The organism is Nostoc sp. (genome assembly GCF_036918015.1).
GTDB lineage: Bacteria > Cyanobacteriota > Cyanobacteriia > Cyanobacteriales > Nostocaceae > Nostoc.
In genome coordinates this window covers 137,287-159,711 of the sequence record NZ_JBALEO010000034.1, presented here as the reverse complement: position 1 = coordinate 159,711, position 22,425 = coordinate 137,287, and the positions used below count along the sequence as shown (strand labels likewise).

Annotated in this window: 14 protein-coding genes; 11 read left to right on the top strand and 3 right to left on the bottom strand. The window is 43.0% G+C overall.

Annotated elements, in window-relative coordinates; translation table 11 throughout:
• The first annotated feature begins 699 nt into the window (after positions 1 to 699).
• The 3 genes from V7K61_RS08535 (at position 700) to V7K61_RS08525 (ending at position 4,358) form a co-directional block, all read left to right on the top strand.
• Positions 700 to 1,221, top strand: coding sequence for a Ycf51 family protein (locus V7K61_RS08535; RefSeq protein ID WP_335052696.1), 522 nt, complete (start codon positions 700 to 702; stop codon positions 1,219 to 1,221).
• Positions 1,222 to 1,938: 717 nt separating this feature from the next.
• Positions 1,939 to 3,129: an iron-containing alcohol dehydrogenase family protein gene (locus V7K61_RS08530; RefSeq protein ID WP_335052741.1), complete on the top strand. Its 1,191-nt coding sequence runs from the start codon at positions 1,939 to 1,941 to the stop codon at positions 3,127 to 3,129.
• Complete coding sequence (locus tag V7K61_RS08525) at positions 3,126 to 4,358, top strand: aspartate aminotransferase (RefSeq protein ID WP_094350249.1); 1,233 nt, start codon at positions 3,126 to 3,128, stop codon at positions 4,356 to 4,358. Before V7K61_RS08530 ends, V7K61_RS08525 begins: the two co-directional genes overlap by 4 nt.
• A 533-nt stretch (positions 4,359 to 4,891) precedes the next feature.
• On the opposite strand, the gene V7K61_RS08520 is transcribed toward V7K61_RS08525, so the two are convergent.
• The gene (locus V7K61_RS08520) at positions 4,892 to 5,296 is read right to left on the bottom strand and encodes a hypothetical protein (RefSeq protein WP_335052692.1); all 405 of its coding nucleotides are present in this window, start codon (positions 5,294 to 5,296) and stop codon (positions 4,892 to 4,894) included.
• Positions 5,297 to 5,492: 196 nt separating this feature from the next.
• Here V7K61_RS08520 and ppsA point away from each other — a divergent pair, with 196 nt between their 5' ends.
• From ppsA to V7K61_RS08500, 4 genes are all read left to right on the top strand, one after another.
• A complete protein-coding gene (gene ppsA, locus V7K61_RS08515) occupies positions 5,493 to 7,991 on the top strand; it encodes a phosphoenolpyruvate synthase (protein ID WP_335052690.1) in 2,499 nt (832 codons plus the stop codon).
• A 19-nt stretch (positions 7,992 to 8,010) separates the two neighbouring features.
• Entirely contained in the window at positions 8,011 to 8,445 is a 435-nt protein-coding gene (locus V7K61_RS08510; protein WP_335052688.1) for an element excision factor XisH family protein, read from the top strand.
• Positions 8,415 to 8,774, top strand: a complete 360-nt coding sequence (locus V7K61_RS08505; protein WP_335052686.1) for a XisI protein — start codon at positions 8,415 to 8,417, stop codon at positions 8,772 to 8,774. Before V7K61_RS08510 ends, V7K61_RS08505 begins: the two co-directional genes overlap by 31 nt.
• A gap of 256 nt (positions 8,775 to 9,030) precedes the next feature.
• Positions 9,031 to 10,599 (top strand): dolichyl-phosphate-mannose--protein mannosyltransferase, encoded by a 1,569-nt coding sequence (locus V7K61_RS08500; protein ID WP_335052684.1) that lies wholly within the window; start codon positions 9,031 to 9,033, stop codon positions 10,597 to 10,599.
• Between the two features lie 431 nt (positions 10,600 to 11,030).
• Here the strand turns inward: V7K61_RS08500 and V7K61_RS08495 are convergent, their stop codons facing one another.
• Both V7K61_RS08495 and thrC read right to left on the bottom strand, forming a co-directional pair.
• Complete coding sequence (locus V7K61_RS08495) at positions 11,031 to 11,306, bottom strand: ubiquitin-like small modifier protein 1 (protein ID WP_094342283.1); 276 nt, start codon at positions 11,304 to 11,306, stop codon at positions 11,031 to 11,033.
• Positions 11,307 to 11,393: 87 nt separating this feature from the next.
• Positions 11,394 to 12,704, bottom strand: a complete 1,311-nt coding sequence (gene thrC / locus V7K61_RS08490) for a threonine synthase (RefSeq protein WP_094350254.1) — start codon at positions 12,702 to 12,704, stop codon at positions 11,394 to 11,396.
• Positions 12,705 to 13,532: 828 nt separating this feature from the next.
• Between thrC and V7K61_RS08485 the strand changes: the two genes are divergently transcribed.
• The 4 genes from V7K61_RS08485 (at position 13,533) to V7K61_RS08470 (ending at position 22,375) form a co-directional block, all read left to right on the top strand.
• Positions 13,533 to 16,058: a beta strand repeat-containing protein gene (locus V7K61_RS08485; protein ID WP_335052682.1), complete on the top strand. Its 2,526-nt coding sequence runs from the start codon at positions 13,533 to 13,535 to the stop codon at positions 16,056 to 16,058.
• A gap of 170 nt (positions 16,059 to 16,228) precedes the next feature.
• Positions 16,229 to 16,792, top strand: coding sequence for a hypothetical protein (locus V7K61_RS08480; RefSeq protein WP_335052680.1), 564 nt, complete (start codon positions 16,229 to 16,231; stop codon positions 16,790 to 16,792).
• Between the two features lie 271 nt (positions 16,793 to 17,063).
• Positions 17,064 to 18,500, top strand: coding sequence for a hypothetical protein (locus tag V7K61_RS08475; RefSeq protein WP_335052739.1), 1,437 nt, complete (start codon positions 17,064 to 17,066; stop codon positions 18,498 to 18,500).
• Positions 18,501 to 18,550: 50 nt separating this feature from the next.
• Positions 18,551 to 22,375, top strand: a complete 3,825-nt coding sequence (locus tag V7K61_RS08470; protein ID WP_442936303.1) for a TonB-dependent receptor — start codon at positions 18,551 to 18,553, stop codon at positions 22,373 to 22,375.
• Positions 22,376 to 22,425 lie beyond the last annotated feature (50 nt).

The window sequence follows — 22,425 nt, the reverse complement described above, 5'->3', positions numbered from 1 at the left end:
GGGACATTGAGAGTTTCAAGTTAATAATATTGTTATATTCACGTCTGTGAGTGTGACTAATACCTAATTGGTCACTGTTGCTGATTGTTGGGAAGGTGTAGGGACACCCATTTGGGGTTTTCCTGCATGACGGGCATCTCTTGTAGATGCCCTTTTGTATATTTACTATTTTTATTCAGTTAAAAACAATTCAAAGACAGGATTGACTGCAATCCGGTTTGGTTAAGGTTTTTTGATGAAAATTTTAGATAACTAAAGATGCGATAAATCATCACAAAGACGCGATAAATCGCCGTCAAGACAAAAGACTGATGATTGTAGAGATGGCGATTCATCGCGTCTCTTGCCTTAACTTTTATTTTGGCTGCATCATTAGTTCAGGACTTTTCCAAGCTCATGATTATCGCTGCAATTGCTGGCAAATAAAATGTGATTTTTTGTCGAATTTACGACGCAGCAACTAAAATCAGGTTTCGCTCTGAATGCAACAAAGATGCTGATTGGACGGCAATTATTGATAAGTAATACCAGTTTTAGCTATGGTAAATCAGAGGGTTGAAGACCGAAAATCTTTATTATGACTACGATCGCACCCAATATTCTGATTAGCATTAAAGACTACGATAACCCTTATGGTGTAAGCTCTCGGTAAAATGGGTGTGTCGGTAACGAAAAAAAGACGCCTCCATAACCAACCTTATGCTCACAACAGCTAACTTTTTTCAGTACACCCAATGGTCAGGTATAGCCACCTTGGTATTTGCTGCCTTGACATTTTTGGCTTTTATTCTCAAATGGGGCATCCGCTTTCGGTTGGTGGGTACGACTGGCTTTATGCTGGTGGTGACTGCTGGTTTATTTGGACTCTCAATAGTCCCCTTGAGTCGGACTGTGATTCCCGGAGCAGCTCGGTACACTCTAGTTTATGACAATGGTTCAACACAAGCAGTGATTGCCACATCACCCAAAATTACACCCACACAATTAGAAGCAACTTTACGTCAAGCAGCTAGCAATCTCTTTTCTTATGGTCGTTCAGGTACACGGGAAGACGAAAATCTGACAGTTCGCGCTCGTACTATTATCCACCCGGAAACAGGGATTTCTGTCCCAGTTTACTTGGGTGAGGTCAAGCGATCGCTCATTTCTCATCAAAATTCCCCGGTAACAGTCAAAATTTACACAGACAATTTCGCCAAATTGCCAAAACCTACTGCTTAAGAGGCAGGGGGGCAGGGGAGCAGGGGAGCAGGGGAGCAGGAGAGCAGGGGAGCAGGGGAGCAGTAAAGGACTTCCCCTCTGCCCCTCTGCTCCTCTGCCTCTTATGCCCAATCCCAGAAAACAAAGTAATTTACCTGTTATCAGGATGACAAAATTTATTTTGTATTTACTGATACATTAATGGTTATATTTAGATTAAGATATTTACACTTTAGTGGTTATACTGTGGGAAAAGGTTAATCAGCGTGCGGGTAATGGGTACTGACAGTTGTGATTTGTCAGTTGTTGTCCTAATTGCCCCTGTTGCCATTTTTAAAATTCTTTACAGTAAATCAAGGGTTGTAGGGGCATATCTATACACACCTTTACATATATATCTGTAGCTAAGGATTGCATGAAATAGCACGATCGCTTACACATTATCAATTATCGATTGCTTTTCTTGAGAATCTGACAATGGTAATGTTAATTAATTATACGGTTATTCAAAACTTTGATAGTTCGGAATTTCAGGTCAATGGGTATTTATAGATTCAAGCAATGTCGTCAAACTACTCAATCAGTCGGCAACAGGACTTGTCTATTGAATTGCTTGGCTCAAATCCAGATGATCTGGGTGTCAGGTTGGAGCCATCCAAAAACCAGCTTGGCAACAAGTATCCTCGATCGCCAGTATATTTGATTAAGAAATATCAAGGTTTTGACAAACGAGATTATATGCCCAATAATTTTTCTACTCAACCTTCTTTGTCTACTCAAACCTCTAGTTCATTCTTTACGCTCACAGTCTCCCCCGCAAAAGTAATCCGTGGTTCTGGGGTGTTGCAAACAGCCGCAGCAGAGATTGCCTGTTTGGGAAGTCGTCCCTTAATTGTGGCAGGTAAGTCTACTCTCGCTATCAGCCAACAAAATTTACAACCAGTTTTAGAAGCGCAGCAGTTAGATAGTGTCCAAGCTGCTTATGGTGCTGATTGCTGCGAAGCTAGCCTGAAATCTTTACAGAAGAAGGCAAAAGAACATAAAGCTGATGTAATTATCGGTGTTGGTGGTGGCAAAGCCCTAGATACAGCGAAATTAGTCGCACAGCAGTTACATCTACCAGTGGTGACAATTCCGACTTCCGGCGCTACTTGTGCAGCTTGGAGTGCCTTATCAAATGTTTATTCAGAAGATGGGGCTTTTCTCTACGATGTGGGGCTATCTCGTTGTCCCGATTTATTGATACTCGATTATGACTTGATTAAAACTGCACCACAACGTACTTTAGTAGCTGGAATTGGTGATGCGATCGCTAAATGGTACGAAGCCTCAGTTAGCAGTGGACACTTGCAAGACACTTTAATTATTGCTGCGGTGCAACAAGCACGAGTTTTGCGAGATATCTTGTTGCAAAAGTCAGCCGCCGCTCTCGAAGAACCAGGTAGTGAGGTTTGGCGAGAAGTGGTAGATGCCACTGTTTTACTCGCTGGGGTAGTTGGGGGACTTGGAGGAGCGCAGTGTCGCACAGTTGCCGCCCATGCCGTGCATAACGGTTTAACTCATATTTCAGGACATGGCAGTATTCATGGCGAAAAAGTTGCTTTTGGGATTTTGGTGCAACTGCGTTTAGAAGAAATGCTACAAGGCAATCAATTAGCAGCATCGGCACGGCAACAGTTGTTAAAGTTCTACACAGAAATTGGACTACCCCAGAAATTAAGTGATTTGGGATTGGGCAATATTACATTAGGCGAATTGCAAACAGCCGCCGAAATGGCTCTAGTTCCTAATTCTGACATTCATCGGCTACCGTTTAAAGTCGCGCCAGAACAGTTGATGGCGGCAATGGTTTCTACCACTGCACCTATAGATAGTAGAGATACTACAAATCGAGTTTCGCCCAAGGGAATGAGTGACGAGGTTTTATGAGTTTAAATTGGATTGTCCCAGCAGAACGCATACAAAAACTACCACCTTATGTATTTGCCCGTTTAGATGAACTGAAAGCTAAAGCACGGGAACAAGGGTTAGATTTAATTGACTTGGGTATGGGAAACCCCGATGGTGCAACGCCAGCACCAGTTGTCGAAGCGGCGATCGCTGCTTTAAAAGATCCCGCCAATCACGGTTATCCTCCTTTTGAGGGTACAGCTAGTTTCCGCCGTGCAATTACTAACTGGTATCGTCGCCGTTATGATGTGGTTCTCGATCCTGATAGTGAAGCCTTGCCATTGCTGGGTTCTAAAGAAGGATTAACCCATTTAGCACTCGCCTACGTTAACCCTGGTGATTTAGTTCTGGTTCCTTCCCCCGCTTATCCAGCACATTTTCGCGGCCCGGCGATCGCTGGTGGGAAAATCCATAGTTTGATTCTTAAACCCGAAAATGACTGGTTAATTGATTTAGCTGCCATTCCTGACGAAGTTGCCAGACAAGCCAAAATGCTCTATTTCAACTATCCCAGCAATCCCACCGCCGCCACCGCCCCCCGCGAATTTTTTGAAGAAATAGTCGCTTTCGCCCGCAAATATGAAATTTTGCTGGTACACGATCTGTGTTATGCCGAGTTAGCTTTTGATGGTTATCAACCTACTAGCTTGTTAGAAATTCCCGGTGCGAAAGATATTGGTGTGGAATTTCACACCTTATCTAAAACCTACAATATGGCTGGTTGGCGCGTCGGGTTTGTGGTAGGTAATCGCCATGTAATTCAAGGTTTGCGGACGCTGAAAACTAACTTGGATTACGGCATTTTTGCAGCATTACAAACAGCAGCCGAGACAGCTTTGCAACTGCCAGATGTGTATTTGCATGAGGTACAACAACGGTACCGTACCCGCCGCGATTTCCTGATTCACGGGTTAGGAGAGTTGGGTTGGGATATCCCCAAAACCAAGGCGACGATGTATCTTTGGGTGAAGTGTCCCGTTGGTGTTGGTTCCACAGATTTTGCCCTGAACGTGTTGCAACAAACAGGCGTTGTGGTTACTCCCGGTAATGCCTTTGGGGTTGCAGGTGAGGGTTATGTCAGGATCAGTTTGATTGCAGACTGCGATCGCTTAGGTGAAGCTTTACATCGCTTCAAGCAAGCTGGCATCCGCTATCAACCTGAAGCTGTAGTCCCTGCTTCAGAAGCGATCGCCGATTTGGTTAGTTGATTAGAAAAAAGAAAACCAATATTACATGACTAAAATTTTTGCTGACGATCTTTGAGATCGTGTAAAAAATACGATTATACGAAGCGACAGCTATTGCAAGTGAACTCTCTAACCTGGACTTCCAGGTTGAGACAACCCGTAGCTATATTCAATAGATTTCTTGCAGTAGTGGGGGAAGGGGCAAAGGTATGGAACTTTCCCTTCCCCTTTAACCTTTCCCCAACATCTTGCAAAGTTATTTTTGCAAGATGTGTAATATCTGCTGTCAAAAGATAATGTAGCATTTATTACCCGCAAACCAGGATATTGAATGAAGATGGAGGGCAGTTCGAGTTTACGGAAGACTGCCTTCTGCTTGCTGTCTTTCTTAATAAATACCTAATCTTAAATCCAATATCTAATTTTTTTGCTATGGTGATCCCAAAGGAATTGTTAAGTGATTACGAGATGTAAACTAAGTGATAAATTTATTATTTGGTATAATAAAGTTTATGTATTTGTAGATAAATTATCTATAAAATACATATTTATGGTTACTTAGTGGGTTGGGCAATACGCGTTTCAATATCTTCTAATGTTTGTAACAATAAACGATTTGCCTGCAATTTCCAACCCCATTTCTGAATTCTATAAGCTAATACAGTTCCAATTACAGACGCTAACAAGCATACAGGTTGATTTAAAGAAATTCCTAGTAGCAAACCCAATCCAGCAATTCCCCAAAATGGTAAAGCTACTGCTTGTCTTTGTTCTTCCACAACTTGGGTAATTATATTAGATTTCATCTTAGCAAGTAATGCCTCTTTCACTTGCTGCTGTTCTGTTACCGATACTGCTAAACCTATTTTACGGCGTAGTTTTTCTATTTTGCGGGCATCAGTACTGTATTCAGTTAGTTCATCTTCTGCCATTTTCAGAAGTCTTTCTAGCTGCGCCATAATTTATTACATCCGGTATTTTGATCGAGTTATTAAACTGAATAATTGTTAATTTTTATTGCTTATAGTTTTGGATTTAATCGCCAAATATCAAACTACGCGACAGAACCAAAAATCTCAAGTTGAATATGGGAAAAATAAATATAGTAGCAGTTATGCACTTACAAGTTGAGTATAAACTAAAAAGGTAATATTTATGACTACAGTATCAAAAAGCACTTTGTCTCTATCTGCCCAAGAGCGATCGCTCATTCTCTGGTTTGATGAAATTGGGATTGCTGATATCCCAGTAGTTGGTGGTAAAAATGCCTCACTGGGCGAAATGATTCAACAGCTAACGCCTAAAGGGATTAACGTTCCTACCGGATTCGCCACTACTGCTTACGCTTATCGTAATTTCATTCAATCAGCGGGGTTAGAAGCAAAGCTACGCAAACTCTTTGCTGACTTGGATGTTGAAGATGTCAAAAATTTACGAGAACGCGGCAAAAAAGCGCGATCGCTATTAATCCACACGCCATTTCCTGTAGAATTGCGGGAGGCGATCGCCACAGCATACCATAGTCTCTGCGAACGATACCATGCAGACACAGATGTGGCAGTCCGTTCCAGTGCCACTGCTGAAGACCTTCCAGATGCTAGTTTTGCTGGACAGCAGGAAACTTACCTCAACGTTGTCGGTGTGGAAGGAGTTTTAGCAGCTTGTCATAAATGCTTTGCGTCTCTATTTACCGATCGCGCTATTTCTTATCGCCACGCCAAGGGATTTGACCACTTTAGCATTGCTCTGGCTGTAGGTGTGCAAAAAATGGTGCGCTCTGACTTAGCAACCTCTGGGGTGATGTTCTCCATTGATACAGAAACAGGTTTTAAGGATGCGGCACTAATTACAGCCGCCTACGGTTTAGGTGAAAATGTTGTCCAAGGGTCTGTCAATCCTGATGAATATTATGTTTTTAAACCAACTTTAAAAACTGGTTTCCGCCCAATTATCGACAAAAAATTGGGCAGCAAAGAACTGAAAATGATTTATGATGACGGCTCAAAATTTACGAAAAATGTTTTGGTTTCGCCCAGTGAAAGAGGTAAATTCGCTCTGAGTGATGAAGAGATTTTACAACTAGCAAGTTGGGGGTGTTTAATTGAAGACCATTATTCCCAAGTCCACGGCATTTTCACTCCAATGGATATCGAGTGGGCAAAAGATGGGATTACTAACCAACTTTTTATTGTGCAAGCGCGTCCCGAAACAGTCCAGTCGCAGAAGACGGGAAATGTGTTGCGGAGTTATCGTTTGATATTGGGGAATCGGGAATGGGGAATCGGGAATGGGGAAAATTCCCACTCCTCACTCGCTGATTCCCAATCCTTAATCCCACTGGTTACAGGAAGTGCAATTGGGGAAGCAATTAGTCAGGGAAAAGCCCGCCTAATTCTAGATGTTCAGAAACTAGAACAGTTTCAAGTCGGGGAAGTCTTGGTGACAGAGAGAACCGATCCCGATTGGGAACCAATTATGAAACGCGCCAGTGCAATTGTCACCAATTCTGGAGGCCGCACGTGTCATGCAGCAATTATTGCGCGAGAATTGGGTGTACCTGCGATCGTGGGATGCGGCAATGCTACAGAAATCTTAAAACCTGGTCAAGAGGTAACAATTTCTTGCGCTGAAGGGGAAGAAGGAAAAGTTTATCCAGGCTTATTACCTTTTGAAGTTAAAGAAGTCCCTTTAGAGAACTTACCCCGCACCCGCACTAAAATTTTAATGAATGTGGGTAATCCCCAAGAAGCATTGAGTTTATCGGCAATTCCCAACGATGGCGTAGGTTTAGCGCGGACAGAATTTATCATTGCTAACCAAATTCAAATTCATCCAATGGCGTTGATTCACTATGACTCGTTAAAAGATGAATTTGTCAAAGCTAAAATTGCTGATATTACCGCACTTTACGACGATAAACCCCAATATTTTGTCGATAAATTAGCTCAAGGCATTGGTAGAATTGCCGCAGCATTTTATCCCAAACCAGTAATAGTCCGAACCTCAGATTTCAAAAGTAATGAATATGCCAATTTATTAGGTGGACGACAGTTTGAACCCCATGAAGAAAACCCAATGTTAGGTTGGCGAGGGGCGGCGCGTTACTACGATGAAGGCTACAGAGAAGCTTTTGCCTTAGAATGTCATGCCCTCAAACGGGTACGGGAAGAAATGGGTTTGACAAATGTCATCCCGATGATTCCTTTTTGTCGCACTCCTGACGAGGGACGTTTAGTTTTAGCAGAGATGGCAAAAAATGGTTTAAAGCAAGGTGTTAACGGCTTGCAGGTTTATGTGATGTGCGAGTTGCCCAGTAATGTGATTCTGGCTGAGGAATTTGCTGAGGTATTTGATGGCTTCTCCATTGGTTCTAATGATTTAACTCAATTGACACTAGGGATAGACAGGGATTCAGCGTTAGTAGCGCGATTATTTGATGAACGCAGTCCAGCTGTTAAGCGAATGGTACAAATGGTCATAGAAACAGCGAAAAAATGCGATCGCAAAATCGGCATTTGTGGGCAAGCACCCAGCGACTATCCAGAATTTGCCCAGTTTTTGGTGGAACAAGGAATTGACTCGATTAGTCTAAATCCTGATTCGGTTTTAAAGACAATGCTAGAAGTCGCAAAAGTCGAGAGTACTAATTCGTAATTTGTAATTCGAGTAATTTATGCCAGCTAAAGACCGCTACCACCAGAACGTCAAAAATGCCCTAATCAAAGATGGCTGGACGATTACCGACGATCCATTTCATTTGAAGTGGGGAAAAAGGGATATGTATGTTGACTTGGGTGCAGAGAAATTGATTGCTGCTGAAAAGGAAGGACAGCAGATAGCCGTTGAGATTAAAACGTTTCGCAGCGTATCGGACATGACTGATCTTGAACACGCGCTGGGACAGTATCTTGCATACCGCTCTGTGATGAGTAGAACCAATCCCGATCGCGTCCTATATCTCGCCGTTCGGGACGAAGTATACGCCGATATCTTTGATGAGCCAATTGCTAAACTTTTGGTAGAAGATTACAAAGTTCATATTGTTCTATTTCAGCTAGAGCAAGAGGTTATTTTTAAATGGATACCTTGGAGCAATACAGGCAGTTGATTCGGAATATTCTGATTGAACATACAAAAATCCCCTTCAGCACTGGCGATATTCAATTTGAAACAGTTTTCGACGGCGAACAAGACCGCTACCTCTTGATGATTTTGGGAAGAGAACCGGCCTATGACTTGTCTCCTACTGTGACTCGTCGCGTTCACGGCTGTATGATTCACATAGATATTATTGATGGCAAAATTTGGATTCAACGTGATGGTACTGAAGAGGGGGTAGCAACAGAATTAGTAAAGGCAGGTATCACAAAGGATCGGATTGTCTTAGGGTTCCGGTCTGAAGAACTGCGGAAAGATTCAGAATTTGCGATTGCATAGCCAACGGTAGTTAAACCTCTGGATAATTGTCCATAGCATAGCGATCGCCATATTTTTTTGTGTAATTCTCTATAAAACTTTTGACTGCTTAACCATAAGTATTTTACTATTTTGCAGAATGGCGATTTAGTTTAGCCAAAAGTTACGGTATTGAACTACTCCTGTTCCAACTAGATGCACCTGAAGAATGGGGGGGGAGTAGGGGGCAGGGGGAGACAAGGGGACAAGGGGAGAAATGACTAATGACTAATGACTAATGAATAAAAAGTGGTTCCGAATTGGGATGGTGAGTGTATTTATTCTCTCACTTGCCTTACGGTTTTGGGGACTGGAGCGATTCAACACTCTGGTATTTGATGAAGTTTACTTTGCCAAATTTGGTAATAATTATCTTACGCATACGCCATTTTTTAATGCTCATCCGCCGCTAAGTCAATATATGATTGGCATCGGCATTTGGATTGGCAGTCACATTCCTTTTTGGCACGATACCGTGAATGGGCTGACAGGTTCATTGCGATCGCCTTGGACTTATCGGTGGTTAAATGCCCTCACAGGCTCATTTATTCCTGTAGTTGTGGCTGCGATCGCTTATCAGTTAAGTTATCGTCGTACCTTTGCAATACTTGCAGGATTATTTACAGCTTGTGATGGTATTTTTTTAGTTGAGTCTCGGTATGCTCTAAGTAATATTTATATCGTCATTTTTGGTTTGTTAGGGCACTGGTTTTTATTATTGGCATTAGATAACCAAAATCGGCGACGTTCTTTTTGGTTAGTTTTTGCTGGCATTGGTTTTGGTGCTTCAGTCGGTACTAAGTGGAATGGTTTATGGTTTCTATCAGGTGCTTATCTCATTTGGATAGCAGCTTGGGTAATTCATTTGATACATTCTTTTCCTAACTCCAAATTCTTTTTTAGATCCCCTTCATTAGAGGAGGCAGGAGGCAGGAGGCAGGAGGCAGGAGGCGGAAGGGAGAAGGCAGAAGATAGGAGGCAGGAGGCAGGAGTTAGTACTTATTCTCCCTCATTTCCCTCATACCCCTCATCTCAGACACCACTACAAAATTTAACTCAGCTAAATATTTTTCAGATGCTGTTTTATCTAGGAATTATCCCAGCTTTTATCTATAGCATCATCTGGATTCCTCACCTTCAACTAGATAAAACTTATGGATTTATTGCAGTACATCAGCAAATTTTGAAGTTTCATTTACATCTAGGTGGTAATAGTCCTAACGTACATCCTTACTGTGCTGCTTGGTATAAATGGCCTTTGATGACTCGACCAATGGCATATTATTATCAAACGGCTGAAAGTATCACTGAACCGTTACCTGTGATGGGACCGCCTTTACCTGCTGGTGCTGGACAAGTTATTTATGATGTTCATGCAATGGGCAATCCATTTTTGTGGTGGTTTGGTGTCGCTGCTATGTTGTTTTTAGTAGGAATGCTGGTATCACAAGCGGTAATTCCTTGGGTGAAAGAAAAGCGTTTTTCTATGCCTGCAACTCTTAGTGTTGATACTTGGATTGCTTTGTATTTAGTTATAAACTATGCTGCTAATTTATTACCTTGGGTGAAAGTGACAAGGTGCGTTTTTATTTACCACTATATGTGTGCAGTGGTGTTTGTATTTTTAGCGATCGCTTGGTTTGTCGATCGGTGTCTTTGCAGTTATTATCAACAACTCCGGGCGCTAGGTGTCACCATTACTTTTATTATTCTGGCTGCTTTTATTTTCTGGATGCCCATTTATTTGGGTTTACCCCTCTCTCCTAACGGTTACAAGTTGCGAATGTGGTTCAACTCTTGGATTTGATTAAAATTTTCTCAATGTCTTGTGGGGTGGGCATCTTGCCATTGGTGTCAACTTAACGCGCAACCGCTTGTCCGCCGGGAATTGAAATTCCCGTCTCATAACTAAAGTCATCTGAAGATGACTAAATATCGCCAAAAATCTCCAGTCTACTTCAGTAGACTTAAGCTATTAGCCCGAAAATTTATTTTCGGGCGGGCATGGAAGCCAACAGATAAGCTATTTCTTCCAGCTTAAGTTGATACCAATGGCATCTTGCACGCCCTGATTATGCAACTTTAATGTTAATTAGCTTACCAGCACATATCTCCTTGGTAATGATTTTGAAGGTGAGGGCATACCAATACTAAATTTGAAACCAATAAAAATAAGCCTGCCATTCGCGGCAAGCTTAAATGTATTCATTTGCTAAATCTAGGTAGATATTTTCAAGATTAACCACCAGCAACAGCAGGAACAATACTGACTTCATCGCCATCTTTCAAGGCTGTGTTAATACCATCTAAATAACGGATATCTTCACTATCGACGTAAAAATTTACAAATCGACGTAGCTTGCCTTCTTCATCGCACAACCGAGATTTAATACCAGGAAAGCTTTGTTCTAAGGAGTCCAACAATTCAGCAATGGTGCTACCGTTGGATTCTAGACTAGCTTGATTATTAGTCAAATTCTGAAGAGTTGTAGGAACTAAAACTGTTACAGCCATAGAAGTACAAAGTGAAGAGTTAAAAGTGAGGAATACAATTAAGAGTTAGGAGTCATGAATAAAAAACTCATAACTCATAACTCCTAACTAAACGAGGACTTGTTGCCATTCCAAGCGATCCAGAGTACGCGATCGCTCTAGCGCACGTTCAAAACTATCGAGTTTCGCATCAATAGTCAAGGGTTCACCAACGTAGCCTTGGATTGCTTCTTGGGTTTTCAAACCATTGCCTGTGATATAAATCACGGTAGTTTCATCTGGATCGATTTTGCCAGCTTCTACCAGTTTTTTCAGCACCGCTACGGTTGTACCACCAGCCGTTTCTGTGAAGATGCCTTCGGTTTCTGCCAGCAACTTGATGCCATCAATAATTTCGGCATCATTGACTGATTCAATGTTACCACCAGTCTTCTGAGCTAGCTCCACAGCATAAATACCGTCTGCTGGATTGCCGATCGCTAGCGATTTCGCAATTGTATTCGGTTTTACTGGCTTAATAAAGTCGCGTCCTTCTTTGAAAGCTTGGGCGATGGGCGAACAACCTTCAGCTTGAGCGCCACTGAAACGGACGCTCTTGTTTTCTACTAAACCAACTTCGATAAATTCTTGGAACCCTTTATAAATTTTTGTAAAGAGCGAACCAGATGCTAAAGGAGCAACGACATGATCGGGTAGTTCCCAGCCTAGTTGTTCTGCGACTTCAAAACCTAGCGTCTTAGAACCTTCAGAGTAATAAGGACGAAGATTAATATTGACAAAACCCCAGCCGTGTGTATTAGCAACTTCCGAACAGAGACGATTTACTTGATCGTAGTTGCCTTTGACGGCCATGAGGGTGGGACTGTAAATCAAGCTACCGAGAATTTTACCGGCTTCTAAATCTGCGGGGATGAACACACAGCAGTCTAAACCGGCATGAGCTGCGATCGCAGCTGTAGAATTTGCTAAATTACCAGTGCTAGCGCAAGAAACAGTAGTGAAACCTAATTCCCGCGCTCTGGATAGAGCGACTGACACCACCCGATCCTTAAAGCTCAGGGTGGGCATATTCACGGCATCATTTTTTATATAAAGCTTATTTAGACCCAGGCGACGGGCAAGACGGTGGGAACGAACTAACGGAGTCATACCAGTTCCCACATCTATTACATTGTCAGTTGCGACAGGCAAAAAGGGGCGGTAGCGCCAAATTGAATTGGGCCCAGCTTGAATTGTTTCACGAGTGACAGTCAAACGTAGAGCGTTGTAGTCATATTTAACTTCTAACGGGCCAAAACATAACTCACAAACATTACTGGCTTTGAGTTCATATTCCGCACCACATTCCTTACACTTCAAGGCTTGAAAGTAGGCAGTGCTGGTTTGGGTTTGGGTTTGGGTTTTGATTGCCTGAGTCATAAACTAGCTTTCCCTGTTTGTCTGTCACTTGTCGCCTGATACTAACACGAGCAAAAATACCAGTCAAACATACCCGACTAAAAATGTCGGGTATGTTTGGTATTGAGAGGAATGATTCTTGTAAAACTTTAATACTAGTAATCTCTGTTTTTAGTATTTACACGCATACCTTTAATGTTATTAAAAAATAAAATAGCTTCCCTTCTTCAGCATTAACACGGTAAAAAATATGATTAAATAGCATTTTTTTATGATAAAATTGCATTTATTGAAATTGCCATCCTATTTAAACGATCTAGATCGCTTAGTTAACTTTCAATTTTTTTGATCTAAATGACTTTATAGAGCAGTATATATTTCTGACAACAAAGGCTCAAAAGCATTTAATTATATAAGTTTTAGTCTTTTTAGCGTCTTCTTAAACCACTAAAATTGCTATGTGTGTTGCCAAAATAAAGTTAATTTTCCAGCTTTGATGCACTCATTCACAGCTACAGAAGTTACTTATTTATACGGAAGTTTTTTTTTGCTTTAAAAGCTACATTACTATTTACATCTATAACTAAGCAAAATACAGTAATAAATTACACATATTTGCGATTGCCAGCTTTGATTCTCAAGGGTAAGCGTAAAACAACTAGACAAATTATTTCTGGTTATTGCCTCAACATAATTTCCAAGGAGTGTCAATAATTTAACTCCTTAAATATGCATTCCCAAAACGTTGAAGTTTTGGGCAGCCATAAATCGGTAATTCCTTAAAAGGAATTGCCGAACTTTATCCTGTCTCAAAATCTGAGATACAAGTTCAGCAAACAAACTACTTCTATGGTAAATCGAAATCAATCTGTAAATAATCAGCATAAACTTTACCAATTTCTAGTAGCAACAGCATTATTAACTGGTAGCCTTTTCCAATTTCTCGCACCCGTATTAGCTGACGGAACGACTGCGGGTACATCTATTAGTAACACTGCGACAGCAACTTACGAAGATCCTAACAGTCCAGGGACAACTATAAATGCCACTTCTAACACTGTCGTTGTCACCGTAGCAGAGGTTGCTGGAATCACCGTCACAGGGTCTGGAGTTACAGATAACAATGGCGGTAATGTTGCAGTTGGCGACTTACTAATCTACACCTACGCCTTAACTAACGTAGGTAATGACCCCACCAAATTCCATATTCCCAACCAAGCGACAACAACTGGGCCGGGTACAGTTTCTGGTACATTACCAAATGGTGGTACAGTTAATAGCCTGCAATATAGCACTGATGGTGGTCAAACTTGGATAAACGTCCCTCAAGGTGGCGTAGACACACCTTCTGTTCCGGTTAACGGTACTGTGTTAGTACGTGTGCCAGTAACTGTACAAGCTGGCGCTCAAACCAATGATGTCATAACCGTTACTCTTGGTAATACTCCTGGTGATGCTCAAAACCAACTGCGGAGTCCTGATGGTGGTGACATATTCACCGTAGATAACCCCGATGGTAGTGCTGGTGAGGTATCTGGCGCACCAGTTAATGGTACGCGGGAAGCTAGCGCCACCGAACAAATTAAGGTTGGTTTAACGGTGAAGACCTATGCTTTAGCCACCATTCTGAAGATTCGCAGTGGCTATAACAATGCTGGCACAACTGCGATTACAGATGATAAATTGACCTACGATTTGAGTTTGCGAGTTGAGTCTAACGATCCCACAGGACAGGGAATTACACCATCAGCTTTGACGGGTACAAGCATCAATGTTAATGGTGTTGCTGGTACTTATATCTTGGTTTCTGATGCGATTCCTGCGGGTACAGATTTAGCAGTAGCACCAACTGCACCTCCTGGTTGGCAAACTGTCTACACCACCACTCCAGTTACAACTAATGCTAATACAGCTAATTGGACTACGACAGCACCAGCCTTGGCCTCAGTCACTCGCGTTGGTTTTATCAATAATCCAGCGACTATTACTTCCATCGCTCCTGGTACAACGGTAAATGGCTTCTCGATTCAGCTAGCTGTTGAATCAACTGCATCTTCACCCTTAACCGTCGCTAATATCGCTCAATTGTTTGGTCAAACACCCAGTAGCAATTTCCCAGTATACGACGAATCTGGCGACCAAAACCCCAGCAACTACGACGGTTCCCCAGGTAGTATGACACCTCCTCCAGGTACCGATACTGATGGTGATGGTGTTCCTAATATTCTACCGCCTGGCAACGTTGATGATGGCTATATTAACACTCCAGCAACTCCAGAAACTGGAACTGACACAGGTAATAACAATAGTGGTACTGGTACAGGTGGTGAGGCGAACGTCTTCACGGTGCAAGCGCCTATTGCTTCAGCGTTACTCAACGGGCCGCAAAATGCCCCGGATGCTACTGGGCCGTCAGGTGGAACCAACGATGATTTCACTAACAAATCTTCTCTCGTTCCTGCTGGTACAGCACCTGGTAGTACACTCGATCCACAATCAGTTGGCTTCACCAATACAGTTAAGAACAGTGGTACTGACTCAGGTGTTTTGAAGATAGAGCCAACGTCACCAGCAATTCCAGGAGATTTACCGAATAATACAAAGGTGACTATTACCTACGGTAGTCAGTCTGCTGTCTATACCTACAATAATGGAGCGTTTGCATTAACTGCTGGTACAGCAATCACAATCCCCAACGTTGCTCCTGGTGCAAGTGTCAACTATGGTGTAGAAGTTGATTTACCTCCAGGTACGCAGTTATCCACTGATATTAATAAAGGCTTTCCAGTACCCATCATTGCTTCGATTGACAACTATACGACGGATACTAATGGTGATGGAATTAAGGATAGTGGAAACGATAATACCTTTGATTCAACCAACACTACTATCGATCGCGTCTACACTGGCTTCCTAAAACTGCTGAAAGTGTCGCGAGTCTTACAAGGAACTGGGCCTGTAGTCCAGGGGAATGATGGCACATTCAGTATCGATCCGAAGAAGCCTGCACCAGGAAACATTATTGAGTACCAAATTCAATACACAAATATTTCCGATCCTCAATCTGGAACTGGGAATGTGATTTTGAATGCTAACAAAGTTGTGATTACTGAAGATGGTACGCAAAGCCCCAATAACTGGGCATTAGACAACGATGCCAGCGGTCAAATTGATACTAGCAACATTGTTGGTTCAGCTAAGGATTCCGGGACTGCAACCATTCAATTCTTCAGTGGTAATCCAGCTACTAACTCTGGCATCGACCAAACTGGAACTACGGCAAATACTGATGTTGCTAAGTATGTGGATACTGTCACTGGCACGATCGCACCGGGCATTCAAAGAACATTTACCTTCCAGCGCAAGGTGAATTAATTCGTTGGGATTGGGGACTTTGAAGTTTGCAGGCTCTAGTACAGAAGAGTCTGCAAACCATTTAACCCGATCCCAAACAGCAAGCAAATAGCAGAGTGACTTTTTCTTAGCAAAAGCTGGGAAAGATAAGTCAACAATTCACATTCTGGAAGTTTTTTGAGGTTATTTATATGAAGCGTGTTTCTCTTGCAGGTTTAGGAGCATTCGCTCTCATTGCTACAGTTCCATTTGTTGGTCAAATTCCGGGAATCGCAAATGTATGGCATTTAGAAAGTGCTGTTGCTCAGAATATCAAAACTCAAGGGCAAATTCAATTGCGTTTAGAAGCAGAAAAGCAAGTGGTGGCAAAGGATCAACAGGGTAAGCAAAGCCAGAAATGGGAACCTTTAAAAGGTCAAGTTGTGGTGCGACCAGGAGATGTATTGCGATATACCTTGAGCGGCGAAAATCAGAGCGATCGCCCAGTGAAAAATTTGACTTTTAATCAACCTATTCCCAAAGGAATGGTCTACGTGCTGAATTCTACCAATGTCGCCAACAATGCCAAAGTTATTTACAGCATTGATGGTGGGCGTAGCTTTGTCGAAAATCCCACTGTTAAAGTTACTCTTCCTGGCGGCAAAGTGGAAACCAAACCAGCCCCAGCCACGGCTTACACTCATATCCGTTTGCAGATTCCATCACTTGCAGCGAAGACAACAGTCAAGGCAACTTATCAAACCCAAGTGCGCTGATTAACACGCCGCCTTGCTAACTCGAAAAAGAGCCGCAATCAAGAATATTTTCAAATTCAACTGGAAACGAGATTTTAAAAGAGTTTTAGCTTAACTGGATTTCCCCAAATAAATAAGTGCTTTTATTAACAACAAGCTTGACATTTCAGAGGAGATGTGGTAAGTGAGTCGTCCTCAAAACCATAAGCAAATTACTTCTAGCGGTAGCTGGTGGCGACGGTTAACAGCTACCGTTCTTCTGGGAAGTTTTTTGCATACTACTACTATATCTATGCCAGCGATCGCGCAACAGACTAACAATCTGGTTGCGTCTTTGCCATTAATAAATCAGGCTACTTATACTTATACAGATTCTGGTAGTAATTATCAATATCAAGGAAGTTCTGAGCAAATCAATGTTAGTCCTATTCCCTTACTCGATCCATTAGGACGGATTTTAGGTTGCGCTGGGACAATCTTACCTGACTATACAGGTTTTTCAGTTGGGGTATACGAACCCAACTCTAGCGATCCAACGGGGACAGAATTGGGCAGCTTGGTTGCTTTGACTCGAACAGAGTTACCAGATATTCCTAATAACAACGTTCCTGGTGGGAAATCGCCGAATACTGAGAATAGTAATCCCTACTTCGTTACGAATAACCCTGCGGGTGTCTACAATTTCCTACTCGATCCGAATAAGGGTCAAACCGCTCCAGGTAGAACCTACATTTTTGTAGTTAATCCACCACCAAATTCTATCTATAAACAGCGGCGGGTCAAGATTGAAATCCTTGCTAACAATGGCACAAAAGCTAATGGTGTTGTGCGATATGTCGCTAGTTCTCTAGATGGTCAACCAATCAGTCTTACAGGTGAAACCAGACTAGAGCAAACAGTTGTTTTAGTTCCCAATGCAGAAACAGTGGGACTGGATTTATTAGCCTTTGAATTCACCACAAATTTGTGTCAAGCCAATCAGTTACAGATTATCAAAACAGGCGATCGCGCTACTGCTGAACCTGGAGATACGGTAATCTACCGCCTGTCGGTAAAAAATCTCGCTGATGCTGGTTTGAGTAATATATTTGTCACCGACAACCTACCTTTAGGATTCCAGTTTTTACCGAAATCTGTGCAGGGAGAGTTGGACGGTCAACCAGTTGCGATCGCTTCAGAACGCAACGGTAACACAGTCACATTCCGCACAGACGTAACAATTTCCCCAGAGAAAGTCTTGAATATTGCCTACGCTGCTCAATTAACAACTGATGCGCTGCGTGGTACTGGTCGTAACACTGCGATCGTTAATGGTCAACGAGCTGATAACCGTTTTAGTACTAAGGATGGCCCAGCAACGCACCAATTGAAAATTCGTCCAGGAATCGTTTCTGACTGTGGCACGATTATCGGTCGGGTGTTTGTTGATAAAAACTTTGACGGGGAACAACAGCGGGGTGAGCCTGGGATACCAAATGCGGTGATTTTTCTGGAGGATGGAAACCGCATCACTACAGATCCTAATGGTTTGTTCTCTCTAGCTAATGCCTTACCTGGATACCACACAGGTGTACTAGACCTCAGCAGTGTAGGGGGTTACACCCTAGCTCATAACGAAAAATTCCGCGAACGAAATAGCCAATCTCGCTTGGTGCATTTAGAGCCTGGTGGCTTAGTACGCATGAACTTCGCTGTAACCCCAACATTTCAGGAGCCAGTCAAGAAATGAAACCCAGACTGCACTGTGTAACTACATTTAACCTGAGATTGATAGGGGTGATGCCAGTAGTCTGCCTTGTTTTGTACCCTGCAATTGTCAAAGCAGAAATCACTAGTGAAAATCTCCTTTTCCCTGATTCATCTTCGCAAGCAGATAAGGGTATTAAAGATCCTGACTTTTCACCGGATCTGGAAAACCTTTCCCCTAGAATGGGAGAGGGTTTGAATTCTCCACCTCTGGAATTTGCCTCAACTTCTTCAGTATCGGCTCCTGAAATTCCAGATGTCCAGCCAAGTGAAACAGAAATACAACCATTTCAATCAAAAACTTCTGTAGATTTGCCCAGAGACTTAGGCAAAACAGTAGGAATAGAGAACAAGAACGACGAACGCAAAAATACCGAAACACTATTTCATGCTTCTCCAACAGAAATACAACCATTTCAACCAGCAACTTCTTTAGGCTTGCCTAGAGGATTACGCAAAGTTGCAGGAGTAGACGACGCGGGGACAAAGGGACAAGAGGTGAATGAAAATCTTCCGGTGTCCCCCACTGTCCCCATCTCTACAACAATCAAAATCCTGACTCCGACGGCTGACAGTGTTGTAGATGTACAAGCTAGCACGGTGATTGTGCAGTTTCCCGCTGGTAGTCAAGTGGAATTGCGGGTAAATGGGGCGTTGGTAGATCCTTCTTTAGTGGGACGGACGGAAACTGATGCTACCACCAACTTGGTAACGCAGACATGGTATGGTGTCTCGTTAAAACAAGGTGCAAACACCATCTCTGCACAGGTAGTTGGAGGAACAGAACCCCCTGTAACAGTGCAAGTTGCAGTCCGGGGAGCGCCGCAGCAATTAACTGTAGAAACAGTGGAGTCTCGTATCCCGGCGGATGGGCGTTCTACGGCGACAATCCGGGGTCAACTCATCGATGCAAGTGGCAATCGCTCGAATCGTGATGCTGTTGTCACCCTTATACCCACTGCTGGGGAATTGGTTGGGAAAGACTTCAAACCTGATGAACCCGGATTTCAAGTGGAGGCGAAAGCGGGGCAATTTACAGCTACTTTGCGATCGCAACTGAAGGCGGAAACTGTCACAATTCGCGCGATCGCAAATGATTTAGAAGCCTTCACCCAACTACAATTTGAAACCTCACTGCGTCCGAGTTTAGTTACTGGAGTCATAGATTTACGCTTGGGCGCTAGAGGTACAAATTATTACGGCAGTTTCCGTGATTTCCTCCCTCCTGACAAAAACAATGGAACCCAATTAGATTTTCATTCCGCGATATTTGCCACTGGTGCGATTGGGGAATGGTTGTTTACAGGCGCATACAACAGTTCTCGTAACCTCAATGAAGATTGCAACTGCGATAATCGCCTGTTTAGAACTTATCAATTCAGCGAGCAAAACTATCCTGTCTACGGTGATAGCTCGAAAGTTGATGTAGTCGCTCCTTCCATTGACAGTGTATTTTTGCGTTTTGAGCGTTCAGCTCGTACCCCTGGCTCCGATCCTGATTATGCGATGTGGGGTGACTATAACACAGAAGAATTTGCGCGGCGATCGCAGCAATTTACTTCTATCACCCGTCAACTCCACGGTTTTAAAGCTAATTACAACTTAGGAAACCTACAAATTACAGGTTTCTATGGCGACCACTTAGAAGGATTTCAACGAGATACTATTGCTCCTGATGGTACTAGTGGTTATTACTTCCTCTCTCGCAGACTATTACAAGCAGGTAGTGAAAATGTCTTTATCGAGTTAGAAGAACTCAATCGTCCTGGGACTGTATTAGAACGAAAACAGCTTAACCGAGGCCCAGACTACGAAATCGACTACGATCGCGGTACTTTATTATTCCGCGAACCGATTCTTCGCACCGATATCGATCGAACCGGACAAGTATTGGTACGTCGGATTGTTGTTAGCTATCAATATGACAGCGAAGACTCTGACGGGAGCATCTATGCTGGTCGTCTGCAATATAATCTTTCCCGCAAACTCAACCAGGAAAGTTGGATAGGAGCAACTTATGTTCAAGAAAATCACGGCGTGCGCGACTTTCAACTCTACGGCGCAGATGCGCTGATTGCTTTAGGTGACAACGGTAAGTTAATCGCAGAATATGCCCATTCCACGAATGATTCTGATGTTGTGGGAAAAGTTAGAGGTGATGCCTACCGTTTAGAAGCTGAAGGAAAGATTGCTAATGGGATTCAAGGTCGTGCCTATTATCGCTTTGCTGATACGGGTTTTGCCAATAATGCCACTATCAGCTTTGTCCCAGGACAAACCCGTTATGGAGCGCAGGTTACAGCTAAACTCACCTCAACTACCAACGTCAGAGCGCAATACGACCACGAAGACAATTTTGGGATTGCTCCCCAACCCCTAGACACCTTTGAAGAACTGTTTGCACCGCGTTATGAGGCGATACCTGGGAGCAAAGTTGATAATTCACTGACGACGATTTCCGCTGGGATTCAACAACGTTTGGGTAAAGCTACTCTGGATGTGGATTGGATTCATCGTCGTCGGGAAGACCGTATCCCCGACAGTAGTTTAAGTAGTAATTCGGATCAACTGCGATCGCGTTTTTCAGTTCCTCTAGCTAAAAACCTGACCTTCCAAGCCCAAAATGAACTCAGCTTATCTTCGCAAAAAGATACTGTTTACCCAGACCGTACCATTTTAGGGTTGAATTGGGCGATAATTCCTGGTGTCAGCGTTAGTTTAGCCCAACAGTATTACAGTAGTGGTCAATATTCGGGTAATTCCATCACCAGCTTGAGTGTCAACGGCGAACACAAACTCGGATCGGATACTACCTTGACCGGTCGCTACTCAATTTTGGGTGGTGCTAACGAAATGACTACCCAAGGGGCGATTGGTCTAAATAATCGCTGGACTATTGCTTCGGGATTGCGGCTGAATGTTGCTTACGAACACGTATTTGGCAACTTCTTCGGACGCACGGCGGCAGGTCAACAATATGCCCAACCCTACGCCTTTGGTCAAGCAGCATCTGCGATCGGGTTTGATGGTGGCGATAGCTACAGTGTCGGGCTGGAATACAGTGATAACCCGCAGTTTCAAGCTAGCGTCCGTTATGAACATCGTTCCTCTTCTGGTGGTAGTAATACAGTAATTACCGCAGGTGCTGCGGGTAAAATTTCTCCGGCTCTCACAGCTTTAGTACGTTATCAACAAGCAGGTTCTTCCAATCAAAAGCTTTCAGGATTGGGAGATACCGCTAACCTAAAGCTTGGTTTAGCCTACCGCGACCCCAATAGCGATAAATTTAATGCTTTATTGCGTTATGAATATCGCCAAAATCCATCAACCATCCCTGAGACTATCCTCTTAGGAAGTGGTACGGGTTCTCAAGACCATACCTTTGCTTTAGAAGCGATTTACGCTCCTAACTGGCAATGGGAATTCTACGGTAAGTATGCTTTGCGTAACAGTACTTCTTACATAGCTAACGATTTAGCCGGTACTAGCACAGTAAATCTCGCCCAAGTACGCGCTACCTATCGTTTGGGATATAGCTGGGATTTGGTGGGTGAGGCTCGTGTAATTAGTCAGTCTAGTTACAGTGAGACAGGCTTTGTTCTTGAAACAGGCTACTACCTCACGCCTAATCTGCGCATTTCGGCTGGTTACGTCTTTGGTAAAGTTGATGACCGAGATTTCTCAGGAACACGTTCTGCGGGAGGCGCGTATTTAGGCTTTACGGTTAAGCTCAACGAATTGTTTGACGGCTTTGGACAACAAAAACCTGTAGCGCGCCAGCCACAAGAATCGGCGATGAAAACTTTGGTGGGTAAACTCAAGGCTGCAATGAGGGGGATGCAAAAGCGTGAAATATAAAAGGGTTATTTGATGTAGAGATGTTCGTTGCAACCTCTATATACGAATTT